Annotated in this window: 14 protein-coding genes and 3 tRNA genes; 9 read left to right on the top strand and 8 right to left on the bottom strand. The window is 73.7% G+C overall.

Annotated elements, in window-relative coordinates:
• Nucleotides 1–95 precede the first annotated feature (95 nt).
• A complete protein-coding gene (locus ACZ55U_RS25295; RefSeq protein WP_465529214.1) occupies nucleotides 96–401 on the bottom strand; it encodes a hypothetical protein in 306 nt (101 codons plus the stop codon).
• Nucleotides 402–631: 230 nt separating this feature from the next.
• On the opposite strand from ACZ55U_RS25295, the gene ACZ55U_RS25290 reads away from it, so the two are divergent.
• Together ACZ55U_RS25290 and ACZ55U_RS25285 are read left to right on the top strand one after the other, a co-directional pair.
• Nucleotides 632–704 (top strand) — tRNA-Asn (locus ACZ55U_RS25290).
• A gap of 61 nt (nucleotides 705–765) precedes the next feature.
• Nucleotides 766–838: transfer RNA gene (locus tag ACZ55U_RS25285), tRNA-Asn, on the top strand.
• Nucleotides 839–961: 123 nt separating this feature from the next.
• Here the strand turns inward: ACZ55U_RS25285 and ACZ55U_RS25280 are convergent.
• Nucleotides 962–1,708, bottom strand: a complete 747-nt coding sequence (locus ACZ55U_RS25280; protein WP_465529212.1) for a trypsin-like serine peptidase — start codon at nucleotides 1,706–1,708, stop codon at nucleotides 962–964.
• A 105-nt stretch (nucleotides 1,709–1,813) separates the two neighbouring features.
• Complete coding sequence (locus ACZ55U_RS25275; protein WP_465529210.1) at nucleotides 1,814–2,653, bottom strand: trypsin-like serine peptidase; 840 nt, start codon at nucleotides 2,651–2,653, stop codon at nucleotides 1,814–1,816.
• A gap of 202 nt (nucleotides 2,654–2,855) precedes the next feature.
• On the opposite strand from ACZ55U_RS25275, the gene ACZ55U_RS25270 reads away from it, so the two are divergent.
• A tRNA-Ile gene (locus ACZ55U_RS25270) sits at nucleotides 2,856–2,929 on the top strand.
• A gap of 222 nt (nucleotides 2,930–3,151) precedes the next feature.
• Here ACZ55U_RS25270 and ACZ55U_RS25265 read toward each other — a convergent pair.
• Nucleotides 3,152–5,245: a hypothetical protein gene (locus ACZ55U_RS25265; RefSeq protein ID WP_465529208.1), complete on the bottom strand. Its 2,094-nt coding sequence runs from the start codon at nucleotides 5,243–5,245 to the stop codon at nucleotides 3,152–3,154.
• Nucleotides 5,246–5,445: 200 nt separating this feature from the next.
• Here ACZ55U_RS25265 and ACZ55U_RS25260 point away from each other — a divergent pair, with 200 nt between their 5' ends.
• Genes ACZ55U_RS25260 through ACZ55U_RS25245 form a run of 4 tightly spaced genes read left to right on the top strand, consistent with a single transcriptional unit; the run spans nucleotide 5,446 to nucleotide 8,390 of the window.
• Complete coding sequence (locus ACZ55U_RS25260) at nucleotides 5,446–6,393, top strand: SPFH domain-containing protein (protein ID WP_465529206.1); 948 nt, start codon at nucleotides 5,446–5,448, stop codon at nucleotides 6,391–6,393.
• A 9-nt stretch (nucleotides 6,394–6,402) separates the two neighbouring features.
• A complete protein-coding gene (locus ACZ55U_RS25255; protein ID WP_465529204.1) occupies nucleotides 6,403–6,699 on the top strand; it encodes a type II toxin-antitoxin system antitoxin in 297 nt (98 codons plus the stop codon).
• A gap of 40 nt (nucleotides 6,700–6,739) precedes the next feature.
• Nucleotides 6,740–7,408, top strand: a complete 669-nt coding sequence (locus ACZ55U_RS25250) for a GOLPH3/VPS74 family protein (RefSeq protein ID WP_465529202.1) — start codon at nucleotides 6,740–6,742, stop codon at nucleotides 7,406–7,408.
• A gap of 40 nt (nucleotides 7,409–7,448) precedes the next feature.
• Nucleotides 7,449–8,390: a 1-aminocyclopropane-1-carboxylate deaminase/D-cysteine desulfhydrase gene (locus ACZ55U_RS25245; RefSeq protein ID WP_465529200.1), complete on the top strand. Its 942-nt coding sequence runs from the start codon at nucleotides 7,449–7,451 to the stop codon at nucleotides 8,388–8,390.
• 22 nt (nucleotides 8,391–8,412) lie between these two features.
• Here ACZ55U_RS25245 and ACZ55U_RS25240 read toward each other — a convergent pair whose 3' ends face one another.
• Both ACZ55U_RS25240 and ACZ55U_RS25235 read right to left on the bottom strand, forming a co-directional pair.
• The gene (locus tag ACZ55U_RS25240; protein ID WP_465529199.1) at nucleotides 8,413–9,939 is read right to left on the bottom strand and encodes an LCP family protein; all 1,527 of its coding nucleotides are present in this window, start codon (nucleotides 9,937–9,939) and stop codon (nucleotides 8,413–8,415) included.
• Between the two features lie 118 nt (nucleotides 9,940–10,057).
• Complete coding sequence (locus ACZ55U_RS25235) at nucleotides 10,058–10,522, bottom strand: MarR family winged helix-turn-helix transcriptional regulator (RefSeq protein WP_465529197.1); 465 nt, start codon at nucleotides 10,520–10,522, stop codon at nucleotides 10,058–10,060.
• 118 nt (nucleotides 10,523–10,640) lie between these two features.
• On the opposite strand from ACZ55U_RS25235, the gene ACZ55U_RS25230 reads away from it, so the two are divergent.
• Together ACZ55U_RS25230 and ACZ55U_RS25225 are read left to right on the top strand one after the other, a co-directional pair.
• Nucleotides 10,641–11,666 (top strand): NADP-dependent oxidoreductase, encoded by a 1,026-nt coding sequence (locus ACZ55U_RS25230; protein WP_465529195.1) that lies wholly within the window; start codon nucleotides 10,641–10,643, stop codon nucleotides 11,664–11,666.
• A 362-nt stretch (nucleotides 11,667–12,028) separates the two neighbouring features.
• A complete protein-coding gene (locus tag ACZ55U_RS25225; RefSeq protein ID WP_465529193.1) occupies nucleotides 12,029–12,523 on the top strand; it encodes a DUF3145 domain-containing protein in 495 nt (164 codons plus the stop codon).
• A gap of 63 nt (nucleotides 12,524–12,586) precedes the next feature.
• On the opposite strand, the gene fabF is transcribed toward ACZ55U_RS25225, so the two are convergent.
• Nucleotides 12,587–13,852 (bottom strand): beta-ketoacyl-ACP synthase II, encoded by a 1,266-nt coding sequence (gene fabF / locus ACZ55U_RS25220; RefSeq protein ID WP_465529191.1) that lies wholly within the window; start codon nucleotides 13,850–13,852, stop codon nucleotides 12,587–12,589.
• 183 nt (nucleotides 13,853–14,035) lie between these two features.
• Nucleotides 14,036–14,278, bottom strand: a complete 243-nt coding sequence (locus ACZ55U_RS25215; protein WP_401078217.1) for an acyl carrier protein — start codon at nucleotides 14,276–14,278, stop codon at nucleotides 14,036–14,038.
• Between the last annotated feature and the right edge of the window lies 1 nt (nucleotide 14,279).

The following is a 14,279-nucleotide window of genomic DNA, read 5'->3' as shown; positions in this document are numbered from 1 at the left end:
TTCCCCCCCTCCCCCCCCCCCGCCCCCCCCCCCCCCCCCCCTCTCCCCCCCCCCCCCCCCCCCCCCCCCCCCCCCCCCCCACCCCTGGGCCCGTCTCACCGGCGGAAGGTGCCCCAGCCGTCGTCCTGCGCCCGGGAGCGGTTGAGGTACGGCACCCGGTCGGTCACGGCGTTCGGCAGCCGGTCGCCGACCCGGTCCGCGACCGCGCCGGCCGCCTTCCCGGCCACCGCCCCGGCCTGCTGCCGGGCCCGGTCGGTCGCGCTCTGCACCGCGGGGTGGCGGGCGATCCGCCGGGTGACCTCGGCGATCTGCTCGTAGCGCTGGCGCCCCGCCCGCGAGCCCAGGACGTAGCCGGCCGCGAAACCGGCGGCCAACGACAGCTTCCACATGATCGGATCCACCCTCTCCTGGCGGCTTCTGCCGCATTGCCCTACCCGTCCGTCGGGACGGCGAACCGTCCGCGCCCCCAGCATCCCCGGCGCCGTCGCCGGGCGCGCGCGGGGCACGCCGGGCGGTGGCCCGCCGGCAACCTGGGAAAGCGATTGGCGGAACACCCCCCCGAGTGCGCTAATGTATGTCCCGCAGCGACCGCCGAGGAGCCCGGGGAACCGGGGGCCGGAGCGGAAGCCGATCCCCCATAGCTCAATTGGCAGAGCAGCCGACTGTTAATCGGCAGGTTATTGGTTCGAGTCCAATTGGGGGAGCTCGGGAGAAGGCCCCTCGGGGTCCTGTTCCCGTCCGTGGTACGGAAGTCGAGTACCGCGATCCCGCATAGCTCAATTGGCAGAGCAGCCGGCTGTTAACCGGCAGGTTATTGGTTCGAGTCCAATTGCGGGAGCTGCACCGGGTCCGCCCGGTGACTGCTCAGAGCGAAGGCCCCTCGGTCGACCGGGGGGCCTTCGTGTTGCCCGGGTGCGGCCCGGCGCCGGGGCGGCGTGACGTGCGCGACACCGGCCCCGGCTCAGGCGGTCGCCCTCCGGTAGAGGTCGGCGACCCGCTGGTCGAAGGTGATGCTGTACGAGGTGCCGGGGGTGCTCCCGCCCTCCTGGTAGCCGCCGATCACCCCGACCACCGCACCGTCGGAGGTGACCCAGGGGCTGCCGCTGGTGCCGTCGGTGTAGCCGCCGCAGTCGAAGCGCTCCTGGGTGGGGCTCTGCGAGCTGGTGCGGACCGCGCAGGTGATCGGCTCGTCGCTCTCGTTCGGGTAGCCGGTGACCGAGACGGGCAGCCCGAAGCCCCGGCCGGTGTCGATCGCGTTGCCGCCGACCGCGTCCTCGACCTGCCGGCCGTCGACCGGGTCGACCGTGACGAACGCCACATCGTACTCGGGGTCGTCACCGGCCGCCCAGCGTGGATCGACGGTGATCTCCCGCACCGGCCAACTCCCGTACGGGGTGGACCCGTTGCGGTAACCGGGGGTGAACACCAGGTCGTCCAGCAGGCCGAGCCGGCGGTTCTGCACGCAGTGCGCCGCGGTGACCAGCAGATTGCGCCGCGGGCTGCTCACCACGCTCGCGGTGCAGGCCCGCGGGCCCTGCGCGGTGTGGATTGAGAGGGTGCCGATCCGGTCCCGGTCGGGGCTCTGCCGCGCGACCTCGGCCATGGGCGTCCCGTCCTGCCCGCCGCACGCGGTGCCGGTGGCCAGCAGCAGGGCGGCCAGCGCCGCCGTTCGCGCCGTGCGCGCGGGCCGTGCCGGGCGGGGGGCCATCGGGGCTCCGTCTCGTTCCTCGGGGCGGGCACGGGGGCGTGCGTTCCGCCGGTCGTGAGGAAGATCTACCAGGCCGTGCCCGCGGGCGCCACCGCCGGGTGCCGGTCAGCCCGTGGCGCGGTCGTACAGGGCCTGGACGCGGTCGCCGAAGTAGCTGCTGTACGAGGTGTCCGGGCTGTCGCCGCCCTCCTGGTAGCCGCCGATCACACCGACCACCGTGCCGGTCCTGGTGTCCGGGTCGAAGTCGGTGACCCAGGGGCTGCCGCTGGTGCCGCCGGTGTAGTCGGGGCAGTCGATCCGCAGCTGGGTGGGGCTCTGCTGGGAGGTGGTGTTGGCGCAGGTGATCGGCAGGCCGCTGCTGCTCGGGTAGCCGGTGACCTTCACCGGGAGCCGGTAGCCCCGGTTGACGCCCAGTCGGTTGGCGCCGAGCACCTGCTGGACCTGCTGCCCGTTCCGGGCCTGGACGACCGCGAAGGCGACGTCCACGTCCGGGTCGGCGTGGTCGTTCCAGCCGTCGTCCACGGTGACGGCCAGCAGCGGCCAGACGCCGCTGGGGGTGTCGCCGTCGCGGTAGCCCGGGACGAAGACCAGGTCGCCGCGCCGGCCGAGCTTCGGGTCCCAGACGCAGTGGGCGGCCGTGACGATGAGGTTGAGCCCGGCGCTGTCGACCACGCTGGCGGTGCAGAAGTGGTCGCCGTCGGCGTTGCGGGTGAACACCGCCCCGACCAGGCCGTTGAGCACGGTGGGCCTGGCGGTGCGGGTGACGCCGGTGTGCCGCCCGGCCGCGCTCCTGAACCGCTGCCGGCTCCAGCCGTGGCTGTCCGCGGAGGGCGGTGCCGAGCTGACCGTCGGGGCGCCCCCGCCGGGCCCCGCCGCGGTGGTGCAGCCCGCCACGGCCAGCGCCAGGGCGAACGCCGTGGCCGCCGCCGTCCCACGAGTCGTCATCCGCCCAGGCTGCCCTGACCGGGTGCCCCTCCGCCACCCGGGCTGCGCCACCCAGGAGGCGTGCGCCCCCGCACGGCCTCGCGCACCCGGCGGCGCCCCCCGGCGCGCACCACGGGTGATCGACCGGCTATGCTGCCCGGGACGGCCTCGCTGGGGCCGTCTGCTGCTGACGCGTGCCGGTGACCGGCGTGCGCGGTGAACCGGGGCGGTAGCTCAGCCGGTTAGAGCAGGGGACTCATAATCCCTTGGTCGTGGGTTCGAGTCCCACCCGCCCCACTTCTTCTTCCCGTCCCCGGCGGCTGTCGGCCTCTGCGAGAAGGCCCTCGACCGGCCCGAACCGGGTTTCGACGAGTGGAACTGTAGAGCAGGATCCCCGCCCGCCGGACTTTGCCACGCCGCGTTTCACCCGGCCGGCGCCAACCCGCGCCGGGGAGCCCGGCCAGGACTGTGGGGCCGTCACCGGCGAACGGTGACGGCCCCACAGTCGTCGGGAGCGGCTCAGCGGAGCTTGACCGGTGTGATGGTCAGTTCGCCGTTCTGGTGGCCCACCACGGAGACGGCCAGGTCCGGGAGCTTGCCCTCGGCCGCCAGCGCCTTCAGCTCCGGGAGCAGCGGCGAGCCCGGGTCGAGGTAGAACCGCAGCGGGCGCGGCTCGGAGGCGGCGAGGTCGGCGATCTCCTGGGCGCTGCGGCGGCCGATCGCCCACGCCCACAGGTGCGAGGTGCTGCCCTGGTTGCGGTCGAGCACGCTCAGCCAGAGGTTGTCCTCGATGCTGGCGTAGTCCGGGGCGGGGTCGTTCCAGACGCGGGAGCCGAGGAGGGAGACCGGGAGCCTGCCGTCGTGCCGCTGCTGGTCGGCGGCGAGTGCGGCGACCCGCTGGGCCACGGCGAAGCTCGCGCCGGTGCCGCGCACCTGGGCCCGCCCGGGGCTGCCCTGCCAGCCGGCCTGGCCGGAGTCCGGCTGGGCGTTGCTGAGGACGGCGAAGGCCAGGCAGCCCGAGACGGCGACCACGGGCACGACCGAGCGGATCCGGGACCAGGCGGTCGGGCGCGCGCCGGGGGCCGGTGCGGTGCTCGGCCCGGCGAGCACCCGGCGGCCGAAGGCGGGCAGCAGGGCGGCGGAGAAGCAGATCACCCCGACGACCATCAGCTGCTGGATCATCTTCTCGTAGAAGTACGAGGTGGTGCCCGCCGTGCGGAGCTGGTACTCCATCACGCCGTAGCAGAGCAGCGACACCGCGGCGAGCGAGACCAGCGCGACCCGGCGCGGGCGGTTGGCGCGCGCGCCGCGGGTCAGCAGCGCCAGGAACGTGGCCGCCACGAGGGGGAAGAGCAGGTGCCGGCCGACCGGGCTGATGCTGCCGGGGAGGGTCAGGACGTCCGCCGAACCGGCCGACTGGGCGTTGGTGTACGGCGGGAACAGGGCGAGCGCGCCGGCCACCGCGGCGGTGGCCAGCACGGTCGGCCAGTGCCGGAAGCACTCCCGCCGGTGCATGACGGCCCAGGCGAGCAGGATCGCCCCGACGGCCGGGAGCAGCAGGTAGTGGCCGAAGGAGATGGCGACGGTCAGGGCGCCGAGCACCACGACCTGCTCGCGGAAGCGGGCGAGCGGCCTGATCGCCAGGGCGAGCAGCACGGCGAGCAGCCCGAGCGCGAAGATCGAGCTCAGGAAGCCCCGGTTCTGCAGCTGCGGCACCTCGGCGACGACCAGGTAGACGGCGGTGGGCAGCGCGACGGCGAGGCCGCGCCAGCCGCGCAGGGCCGGGCCGGCGACCCGCTGCACCGCCCACAGGACGGCGACCGCCATGCCGGCCGCGGCGGCGGCGAACAGCAGGACGAAGAGCGACATCTGGGCGAGCGCGGGGCCCTGGCTGGTGCCGCCGTGCAGGAAGCTGGTGACCACGGCCAGCGTCAGGTGGCTGCCCGGCGGGTAGGTGTCGAGGCCGGTGGTGACGGTGGCGGCGGCCTCGCCCTTGTGCAGGGCGGTCAGGCCGCCCAGACGCATGATGGTGTCGTACACCGCCGCGTGCCGGCCGAGGTCCTCGAACGAGATGATCAGGGCCAGCCGCTCGGTGGCGTTGCGGCGCACGACCGGGTACAGCGTGAACGCGACGGCCGCGGCCGCCGGCAGCAGCAGGACGAGGTCCCGGAGGGGGACCAGCTCGCGCAGCCGCGCCGTCCACGGCCGCCGCGCCCGCCCGGCGGGCCGGGGGCCCTGGAGGAGCAGGACGGCGATCAGCGGCACGGCGGTGGCCTCGGCGAGCGCCACCGGGTGAAGGCCCCACGGCCAGTAGCTGGCGAGCAGGGCGAGCGCGCAGGTCCACCCGATCAGGACGCCCCCGGAGACCACCAGCCGGTCGAAGGCGGTGGCCCGGGAGCGGATCAGGGTCGCGGCGGCGTACCAGACCAGCCCGAAGGTCAGCAGGTCGGCCGAGACCAGGTGGAACAGCGGCGGGAGGGCCAGGAGGGCCGCGACGAGCCGGAGCTGTCCGGCGTCGGGGCGCCGGAACCGGGTCCACGGACGCCGCCGGCCGGTGCCCGCGCCCGGGCTCGTTCTGTCCGGTATGTCGACGGACTCGGCTGGCGCTGTCATGGATGCGATTCCCCCACAAACGGTGCTGAGTATGCAGATACGGGGCTGCAGGTATGGACATTCGGACGGGTTGACAAGTCTGCCGCATCGGCGCCGCGTGGGTGGTATCGGGGGGCATCTGGCGCAACGGTGGCGTCGGGCGCAGAAAAAGTGATATCACTTTGACATCGGATGCGGATGCTTGCCGAAGGAGTCGCCCCATGACCACGTCGCGTTTCGCCGTCGAGGACGGTCCTGTCCTCGACCTCCCTGCCCCCCGGATCACCGAACGGGTGATCACCGGGGCGGCCGGTCTGCCGGTGCTCGGCGGCACGCTGCTCGGCCTGCTCGCCGGGATCGGTTCGTTCGTCGTCGGTGCGGCGCGACTGACCGGCCACGGCGGCGCGGACGGCCTCGCCCTGGTGATCGCCGGGCCGCTGCTGGTGCTCGGCTCGCTGCTGCTGATGTGCGGCCTGACGGTGGTCTCGCCCGGCGAGGCCCGGGTGGTGCAGCTGCTCGGCCGCTACCGGGGCACCGTCCGCGCGGAGGGCCTGACCTGGCTGAACCCGTTCACCAGCCGCCGGCGGATATCCACCCGGATCCGCAACCACGAGACCGAGACCAGCAAGGTCAACGACGCGGACGGCAATCCGATCGAGATGGCCGCCGTGGTGGTCTGGCAGGTCGAGGACACCGCGATGGCGGTCTTCGAGGTGGACGACTACGCGGACTTCGTCGCCATCCAGACCGAGACGGCCGTGCGGCACATCGCCAGCAGCTACCCGTACGACGCCCACCACGAGGGTCAGTTGTCGCTGCGCGACGGCGCGGACGAGGTCGCCCGCATGCTCTCCGCCGAGATCTCCGCCCGGGTCGCCTCGGCCGGAGTGCGGGTCGTCGAGTCGCGGATCACCAGGCTCGCGTACGCTCCGGAGGTCGCCCAGGTGATGCTCCAGCGCCAGCAGGCCGGGGCCGTGGTCGCGGCGCGCAGGCTGATCGTCGAAGGAGCCGTCGGCATGGTCGAGGAAGCGCTGGAGCGCCTCGCCGAACGCGATGTCGTGGACCTGGACGAGGAGCGCAAGGCCGCCATGGTGAGCAACCTGCTGGTGGTGCTCTGCGGCGAACGCGGCACCCAGCCCGTCGTGAACACGGGCTCCCTCTACCAGTAAGGCGAGGCCTTGGCGACGGAACGGAAGAAGCTCCTGCTGCGACTGGACCCTTCAGTTCACGACGCACTCGCCCGGTGGGCCGCGGACGACCTGCGCAGCACCAACGCGCAGATCGAGTTCCTGCTCCGCCGCGCGCTCACCGACGCGGGCCGGATGCCCGGCGGCGCGGCCCGGCTTCCCCGGCGCGGACGCCCGCCCAAGAGCCCGTCCGAGGCAAGCCCGCCCAAGAGCCCGTCCGAGGCAAGCCCCTCCGAGGAGGGTCCGTCCGATCAGGGTCCGCGGAGCGGGAGCCCGGACCGGGACTGACCGCCACGGCCGGGCACCCCCACACCTTTCGGAGACCGACATGGACCTGCCCGCCACCCTCCCCGAGAAGCTGTACCTGCTGGCCTACGACCCGCGGCGCGGGCGCACCACCCAGCACTCCTCGCTCAACCTGCTGTTGCAGGCCGCGGCGCTGACCGAGCTGCTGCGCCGGGGCCTGCTGGCCGAGGACGGCCGCAAGGCGGTCGTCCGGGCCCGCGGCGCGGACGCCGAGGCCGGCCTCGACCCGTACAGCGCCCGCCTGCTGGGCCGGATCCGGGAGTCCCGGCCGCACAGCTGGAGCTCATGGGTCGGCCGGGCCAGGAGCACCGGGCGCGACCAGCCGATCCGCCGGGTCCGGGACGGCCTGGCGGACTCCGGCCGGATCACCCTCCGGCCGCACCGGGTGGCCGGCCTGTTCCCGGTGACCCTGGTCACCCTGGACGACCCCCGGGTGCGCGAGGCGCTGGCGGCCTCCGTCACCGGCGCGCTGAAGCGGCCGCTCAGCCGGGTCGACCCGGCCGACGCGGCGCTGACCGCGCTGGTCGCGGCGGGCAGGCTCCGCTCGGCCCTGAGCGCCGGGGAGCGCCGGGAGCACCGCGGCCGGATCGGGAAGCTGGCCCCGGCGGCCGGTCCGGTTCCGCGCGCGCTCGGCACGGCCCTGGCCTGGCGGATGGCGGGCCACTCGGCGGAGGCCGCGGCCCTGGGCTGACGGGCCGTCCGGGGCTCCGCGCGCCCCGTAAGCTGGCCGGGTGCTCGAACCCGCCCTGCTGCCGACCCCGCTGGTGGACTGCACCGACGGGGTCTTCGCGCGGGCCGGGGTGGAACTGCGGCTGAAGCGGGACGACCTGCTGCACCCCACCGTCCCCGGCAACAAGTGGCGCAAACTGGCGCCCAACCTGGCCGCCGCCGTCGCGCGGGGCCACACCCGGCTGCTGACCTTCGGCGGCGCGTACTCGACCCACCTGCGGGCCGTGGCCACCGCCGCCGGGGCGCTGGGGCTGGAGAGCGTCGGGCTGGTGCGCGGCGAGGAACTGGCCGACCGGCCCCGCAACTGGTCGCTGCGGGCCGCCGAGGCCGCCGGGATGCGGCTGGAGTTCCTGACCCGGTCCGCGTACCGGGAGGCCACCGGCCGGGCCGTCGCGGGAGACGCCGCCGGCGAGGCCGCCGTGGGCGAGGTCGCCGCGGCGGGACCGGAAGGCCGCTGGGGCCGCTGCCTGGTGCTCCCGGAGGGCGGCTCCAACGCGCTGGCCGCCGTCGGCGCGGCCGCGATCCCGGCCGAGCTGCCCGGCCTCGGCGAGCGGGACGTGGTCTGCTGCCCGGTCGGCACCGGCGGGACGCTGGCCGGCATCGCGGCCGGTCTGCTGGCGGGCGCCCGGGCGCTGGGGGTGGCCGTGCTGCGCGGCGGCGAGGGCTACCTGGAGTCGGAGGTCGCCCGGCTGCACCGGGCCGCCTACGGGCGCGGGTTCGACAACTGGCGGATCGACCACGCGCACCACGGCGGCGGCTACGGCAGGGTCCCGGCCGGGCTGGACGCCTTCGCCGAGCGGTTCGAGGGCCGTCACGGCATCCCGCTGGAGCGCCGCTACGTCGCCAAGCTGCTCGCCGCGCTGGCCGACCTGACGGCCGCCGGCGCCTTCCCGCGCGGCACCCGGCTGACCGCCGTCGTCACCGGGCTGCCGGACCCGGAGTAGGGGCCGGCGGCCGGGCCGGGGATCACCCGAAGGTCAGGTCGGCGCAGGGGTCGGTGTCGGCGTTGCGGGTGTTCTCCGCTATCCCGGTGGGGATGCCGTTCGGGGTGGGGCCGGGGACGGCACCCGCCGCGGGGGCGGTCGGGGCGCCGGGGGCCGGGCTCGGGGCGGTCACCGAGTTGATCTGGGTGCCCGCCGAGCGGAAGTCGGCGCCGAGGGTGACGGTGATCGCCGCGGAGCCGGGCTCCTCGACCGCCGTGGCGCCCGGGAAGAGCGCCACGACCTGGTCGGCGGTGGCCTTCAGCGCGGGGTCGTAGGAGACCACGGTGCTCTGGTGCCCGGGGGCGTTGTGGCCGAGCGTGATGTCCTGGAAGCCGCGCGCCTTGAGCGTCTCGGCGCCGGAGCCGGCCAGGCCGGGCGTGCCGACCCCGTTGACCACGGTGATCGGCGTCGCGGCCTGCTCCGGGGTGAGCGGGGTGTTCGCATTCGCACCCGCCGGGTCGGCGCCGGGGGAGGAGACCACCTGGCCCGTCCCGGCGGTGCTCTGCCCGTCCAGGGTGCGGTCCTCGCGCAGCAGCTTCCACAGCGTGTCGGCGTCCGGCTGGACCAGTCGCACCCGGTCGCCGGCGAAGCGCCAGGGCGCGGTGACGAAGGAGACGTCGGAGAGCTTGATGTCCTGGACCGAGCGGGCGAAGTCCACCAGCTTCATCGCGGTGCCCAGCCCCTCGTCCACGGTGAGCGACTTGGTGGCCGCGTCGGCCAGCGGCAGCAGGGTGGGCAGCGAGAAGCCCTGGCTCTGGACCTTCTTGATCATCGAGGAGAGGAAGGCCTGCTGGCGCTTCATCCGGCCGATGTCGGAGTTGTCGCCGATGCCGTGGCGTATTCGCAGGTAGTCCACCGCGGACTGGCCGGAGAGCTTCTGGACGCCCTTCTTGAGGTGGATGCCGTACTCGTTGACGTCGTTGGGCACGCAGGCCTCCACGCCGCCGATGGCCTCGGACATCGTGGCCGCGCCCTTGAAGTCGACCACGATGGTGTGGTCGACGCGCAGCCCGGTGAGCTTCTCGACGGTGTTCTGGGTGCAGGCCGGGTTGCCCTTGGGGGAGAGGCCCACGCTGAAGGCCGAGTTGAACATCTGGTCGGTCTTCGGCTTCGTCCAGGTGCCGTTCGGCAGCTTGCAGGACGGGATGGTGACCAGGGTGTCGCGGGGGATGGAGACGCCGACGGCGTGCTTGTGGTCCGCGTAGATGTGGATCAGGATCGCGGTGTCCGAGTTGCCGACGCCCACGTCGCCGCCGCCCAGCGAGTCGTTGCCGTCCTCGCGGCTGTCCGAGCCGAGCAGCAGCACGTTGACCGGGACGGAGGCGCCCGGGGTGGCCGGGACGGGGGCCGGTGGGCGCTCGGTGGCGACGCCGCCCGCGTCGAAGGTGGTGATGTTGTTGTCCAGCCGGTGGTAGAACCAGGCTCCGGCGCCCACCACCGACAGCACCAGCACGGCGGCCAGGCCGATGGCGGTCCGCAGGTAGCGGCGTCGGCGCGTGCTGCTGCTCATCCTCGTGCCCCCCGTCTTCAGGTTTCCAGCGTTCGATGTTCGAACGTTAGACGTTCCGGGGGGCGGTTCGGTTACCCTCCCAGGGGCAACGAATGGCCCGTGGTGCTTGTGATGCTGGTCACGCGCCGGGGCCGGAGGCGCCCGCGAGCATCCGGCGGAGCAGGTCGCGCAGGGCCGTCCGCTCCTGCGGGCCGAGCGCGGCCAGCGGCTCGCGGGCGAAGTTCAGCGACTCCCGGAGCTCCTCCGAGGCGGCCGAGCCGGCGTCGGTGGCGGCGACCAGCTTCACCCGGCGGTCGTGCCGGTCGGCCTCGCGGGTGACGAAGCCGCGGGATTCGAGCCGGTCGACGATGCCGGTGATGTTGGACGGCTCGCAGCTGAGCGTCTGGGCGATCTGGCGCATCGGCATCGGCCCGCGCCGCAGCAGGGCGAGCACCTTGGCCTGGGCGCCGGTGAGCGAGCGGGCGGCGGCGGCGTCCTCGTACTCGCGGTGGAACAGCGCGACCAGGTTGGCCATCAGGTCGACGACCTCACGGGTGATCTCGTCGGATCGCGGCGCGGCGTCCTGGACCGGCTGAGTGTTCATGGCCGAGAGTCTACCTGAAAAGTTGACAGCATGAACCTTTCATGCCCATCGTTACTTCAGTTACTGAACCTTTCAGGTGCGGGACACCACAGCCGCGCCGATCCCAAGGAGTGCCCCGATGGCAGAGCAGGCCACCCCCGCGACCGCCCGTGAATGGCACCTCGCCGCCCGCCCCCAGGGCTGGCCGGTGCCCGCCGACTTCGCCCTCACCGAGGCCCCGGTCCGGGCCCCGGGCCCGGGCGAGATCCTGGTCCGCAACGCCTACCTCTCGGTGGACCCGTACATGAGGGGCCGGATGAACGACGTGAAGTCGTACGTCCCGCCGTTCCAGCTCGGCCGGGCCATGGAGGGCGGTGCGGTCGGTCACGTCGTCGCCTCCGGGGCCGAGGGCTTCGCCCCGGGCGACGCGGTGCTGCACGGGCTCGGCTGGCGCGAGTACGCGACCCTGGACGCCGGGCAGGCCGTCAAGGTCGACCCGGACGCCGCCCCGCTCTCCGCCTACCTCGGGGTGCTCGGCATGCCCGGCATGACCGCCTACGCCGGCCTGCTCGCCGTCGGCGGCCTCAAGGAGGGCGACAAGGTCTTCGTCTCCGGCGCGGCCGGCGCGGTCGGCTCGATGGTCGGCCAGATCGCCAGGCTCAAGGGCGCCTCGCTGGTGGTCGGTTCGGCCGGCTCGGCGGAGAAGGTCGCCAGGCTGGTGGACGAGTTCGGCTTCGACGCCGCCTTCGACTACAAGGCGGGCCCGGTCGCCGAGCAGCTCGCGAAGGCCGCCCCCGAGGGCATCGACCTCTACTTCGACAACGTCGGCGGCGACCACCTGGAGGCCGCGATCGGCGCGCTGAACGTGCACGGCCGCGCGGTGCTCTGCGGTGCGATCGCCCAGTACAACGCGACCAGCGCGCCGGCCGGCCCGCGCAACCTCGCGCTGGCCATCGGCAAGCGGCTGCGCCTGGAGGGCATGCTGGTGAGCGACCACGCCGCGCTCCAGCCCCAGTTCGTCGCGGAGGTGTCCGGCTGGCTGCGATCCGGTGAACTGCGCACCGAGGAGACGGTGGTGGACGGCTTCGAGAACGCCGTCGAGGCCTTCATCGACCTGCTGCGCGGCGTCAACACCGGCAAGATGGTCGTCCGCCTGGAAGGCTGACGCCCCGTCAGGACGCTGACCGCCCCGCCACCCCGACCGGGTGGCGGGGCGGTTCCCGTGGAGGCCCCGGGGCCGGGCGCGGGGGCCGGAGCCGCACTACCGCATTCCGGCCGGATCCGAAAGGGTGTCATCCATCTTGTGATGTCGCGCGGTACGGTGGTCCCGCCAGGCGATGGGGCCGTTCGGGGGAGAGATCCGGCCGAGGGGTAGACCTCGTTGAGGATTCGACTAGCATTGAGCGAAAGCCTGTCCGTTTTGCTCGATTTAGTAGCTTAATGTCGGCTGACGTGGGTAACTGCGGGTCAACTGTAGGCACGAGGCAGCTGGGGAAGGCGACCCTCGTCCACAGCCTGGAGGTCCCGGTGACGACACGTGGAGTTCTGTACATCCACTCCGCGCCCCGCGCGCTGTGCCCGCACGTCGAGTGGGCCGTCGCGGGGGTGCTCGGTGTGCGGGTGAGCCTGGACTGGATCCGCCAGCCGGCCGCACCCGGGCATTGGCGTGCCGAGCTGTCCTGGCTGGGAGAGCTCGGCACCGCCTCGAAGCTCGCCTCCGCCCTGCGCGGCTGGCAGCTGATGCGCTACGAGGTGACCAGCGAGCCCTCCGCCACGGCGGAGGGGGAGCGGTACAGCAGCACGCCCTCGCTCGGCATCTTCCACGCCGTCACCGGCATCCACGGGGACATCCTGATCCCCGAGGACCGGCTGCGGGCCGTCCTGCTGCGCGCCCGCAGTGAGGGGGCCGACCTGGAGGCCGAGATCGCCCGGCTGCTCGGCAAGCCCTGGGACGACGAGCTGGAGCCCTTCCGGTACGCGGGCGAGGGCGCGCCGGTGCGCTGGCTGCACCAGGTGGTCTGACCGGCCGGGCACGACGCGGGGGCCGGTGCTCGTCGACGAGCACCGGCCCCCACGTCATGGGCGTCAGCGGGTGCGGAAGGCCAGCACCACGTTGTGGCCGCCGAAGCCGAACGAGTTGTTCAGCGCCGCGATCCGGCCCCCGGGCAGCGGGCGGGCCTCGCCGCGCACGATGTCCGCGTCCACGTCGTCGTCGAGGTCCTCGACGTTGATGGTCGGCGGCGCGACCCGGTGGTGCAGGGCCAGCACGGTGGCGACGGTCTCGACACCGCCGGCGCCGCCCAGCAGGTGACCGGTCATCGACTTGGTGGCCGAGACGGCGATGTGGTCGAGGTCGTCGCCGAGCTCCTTGCGCAGCGCCTTCAGCTCCGCGGTGTCGCCCTGCGGGGTCGAGGTGGCGTGCGCGTTGACGTGCACGATCTCGGCCTTGTCCAGCTCGTTGCGCTCGAACAGGTCGGCCAGCGCGCGGGCCACGCCGGCGCCGGTCGGCTCGGGCTGGGCGATGTGGTGGGCGTCCGAGGACAGGCCCTGGCCCACGGCCTCGCAGTAGATCCGGGCGCCGCGCGCCTCGGCGTGCTCGACCGACTCCAGCACGACCACGCCGGCGCCCTCGCCCAGGACGAAGCCGTCGCGGGCCTTGTCGTACGGGCGGGAGGCGCGCTCGGGCTGGTCGTTGTTCTTGGACATCGCCATCATGTTGGCGAACGCGGCGATCGGCAGCGGGTGGACCGCGGCCTCGGTGCCGCCGGCCACCACGACGTCGGCGCGGCCGCTGCGGATCATCTCGATCGCGTAGCCGATCGCCTCGGCGCCGGAGGCGCAGGCGGAGACGGGGGTGTGCACGCCCGCGCGGGCGCCGACCTCCAGACCGACGTTGGCCGCCGGGGAGTTGGGCATCAGCATCGGGACGGTGTGCGGGGAGACCTTGCGGGCGCCCTTCTCCTTCAGCACGTCGTACTGGTCGAGCAGGGTGGTCACGCCGCCGATGCCGGAGGCGATGACGGTGCCCAGGCGCTCGGGGGCGAGCTTGGAGGACTCGTCGGTGGCGGGGGTCTCGAAGCCGGCGTCGGCCCAGGCCTCGCGGGCGGCGATCAGCGCGAACTGGGCCGAGCGGTCCAGCTTGCGGGCGAGCGGGCGGGGCAGGATCTCGCCCGGCTCCACGGCGGTCCTGGCGGCGATCTTCACCGGCAGGTCCTCGGCCCACTCCTCGGTCAGGGCAGCCACGCCGGACTTGCCGGCGACCAGGTTCTCCCAGGTGCTGGCGGCGTCGGCGCCCAGCGGCGTGAAGGCGCCGATACCCGTGACGACCACGGTGCGATTTTCAGCGGTCACTGGTTTCTTCTTCTCTCACGTGTGCGGGGGTCGGCGGCGTGCCGAGGATGGGCCCGGCCGGGCGCCCGGTGAGGGCGTCCCGGCCGGCGGGTCGGTCCGGCCTCGTGAGCCGGGCCGACGAGGTCAGCCGTCGTGGGCGTGCGGGACGCCGGACGGGCTGGCCGAGTCGAACGAGTCGATCGCTCAGGCGTTGGCGAGGATGTAGTCCACCGCGTCGCCGACGGTCTTCAGGTTCTTGACCTCGTCGTCCGGGATCTTGACGTCGAAGCGCTCCTCGGCGGCCACGACGACCTCGACCATGGACAGCGAGTCGACGTCCAGGTCATCGGTGAAGGACTTGTCGAGCGCGACATCCTCGGTCGGGATACCGGCGATCTCGTTGACGATCTCGGCGAGACCTTCCAGGACCTCGTCCTTGGTAGCCATA

It is taken from the genome of Kitasatospora sp. NPDC034533 (genome assembly GCF_055575155.1).
This window is presented reverse-complemented; position numbering and strand designations above follow the sequence as displayed.

Excerpts from the sequence above, each read along its gene's own strand:
- ACZ55U_RS25280 (WP_465529212.1), bottom strand. The coding sequence starts at position 1,708 with ATGGCCCCCCGCCCGGCACGGCCCGCGCGCACGGCGCGAACGGCGGCG.
- ACZ55U_RS25275 (WP_465529210.1), bottom strand. The coding sequence starts at position 2,653 with ATGACGACTCGTGGGACGGCGGCGGCCACGGCGTTCGCCCTGGCGCTG.
- ACZ55U_RS25265 (WP_465529208.1), bottom strand. The coding sequence starts at position 5,245 with ATGACAGCGCCAGCCGAGTCCGTCGACATACCGGACAGAACGAGCCCG.
- ACZ55U_RS25260 (WP_465529206.1), top strand. The coding sequence starts at position 5,446 with ATGACCACGTCGCGTTTCGCCGTCGAGGACGGTCCTGTCCTCGACCTC.
- ACZ55U_RS25250 (WP_465529202.1), top strand. The coding sequence starts at position 6,740 with ATGGACCTGCCCGCCACCCTCCCCGAGAAGCTGTACCTGCTGGCCTAC.
- ACZ55U_RS25240 (WP_465529199.1), bottom strand. The coding sequence starts at position 9,939 with ATGAGCAGCAGCACGCGCCGACGCCGCTACCTGCGGACCGCCATCGGC.
- ACZ55U_RS25235 (WP_465529197.1), bottom strand. The coding sequence starts at position 10,522 with ATGAACACTCAGCCGGTCCAGGACGCCGCGCCGCGATCCGACGAGATC.
- ACZ55U_RS25230 (WP_465529195.1), top strand. The coding sequence starts at position 10,641 with ATGGCAGAGCAGGCCACCCCCGCGACCGCCCGTGAATGGCACCTCGCC.
- ACZ55U_RS25215 (WP_401078217.1), bottom strand. The coding sequence starts at position 14,278 with ATGGCTACCAAGGACGAGGTCCTGGAAGGTCTCGCCGAGATCGTCAAC.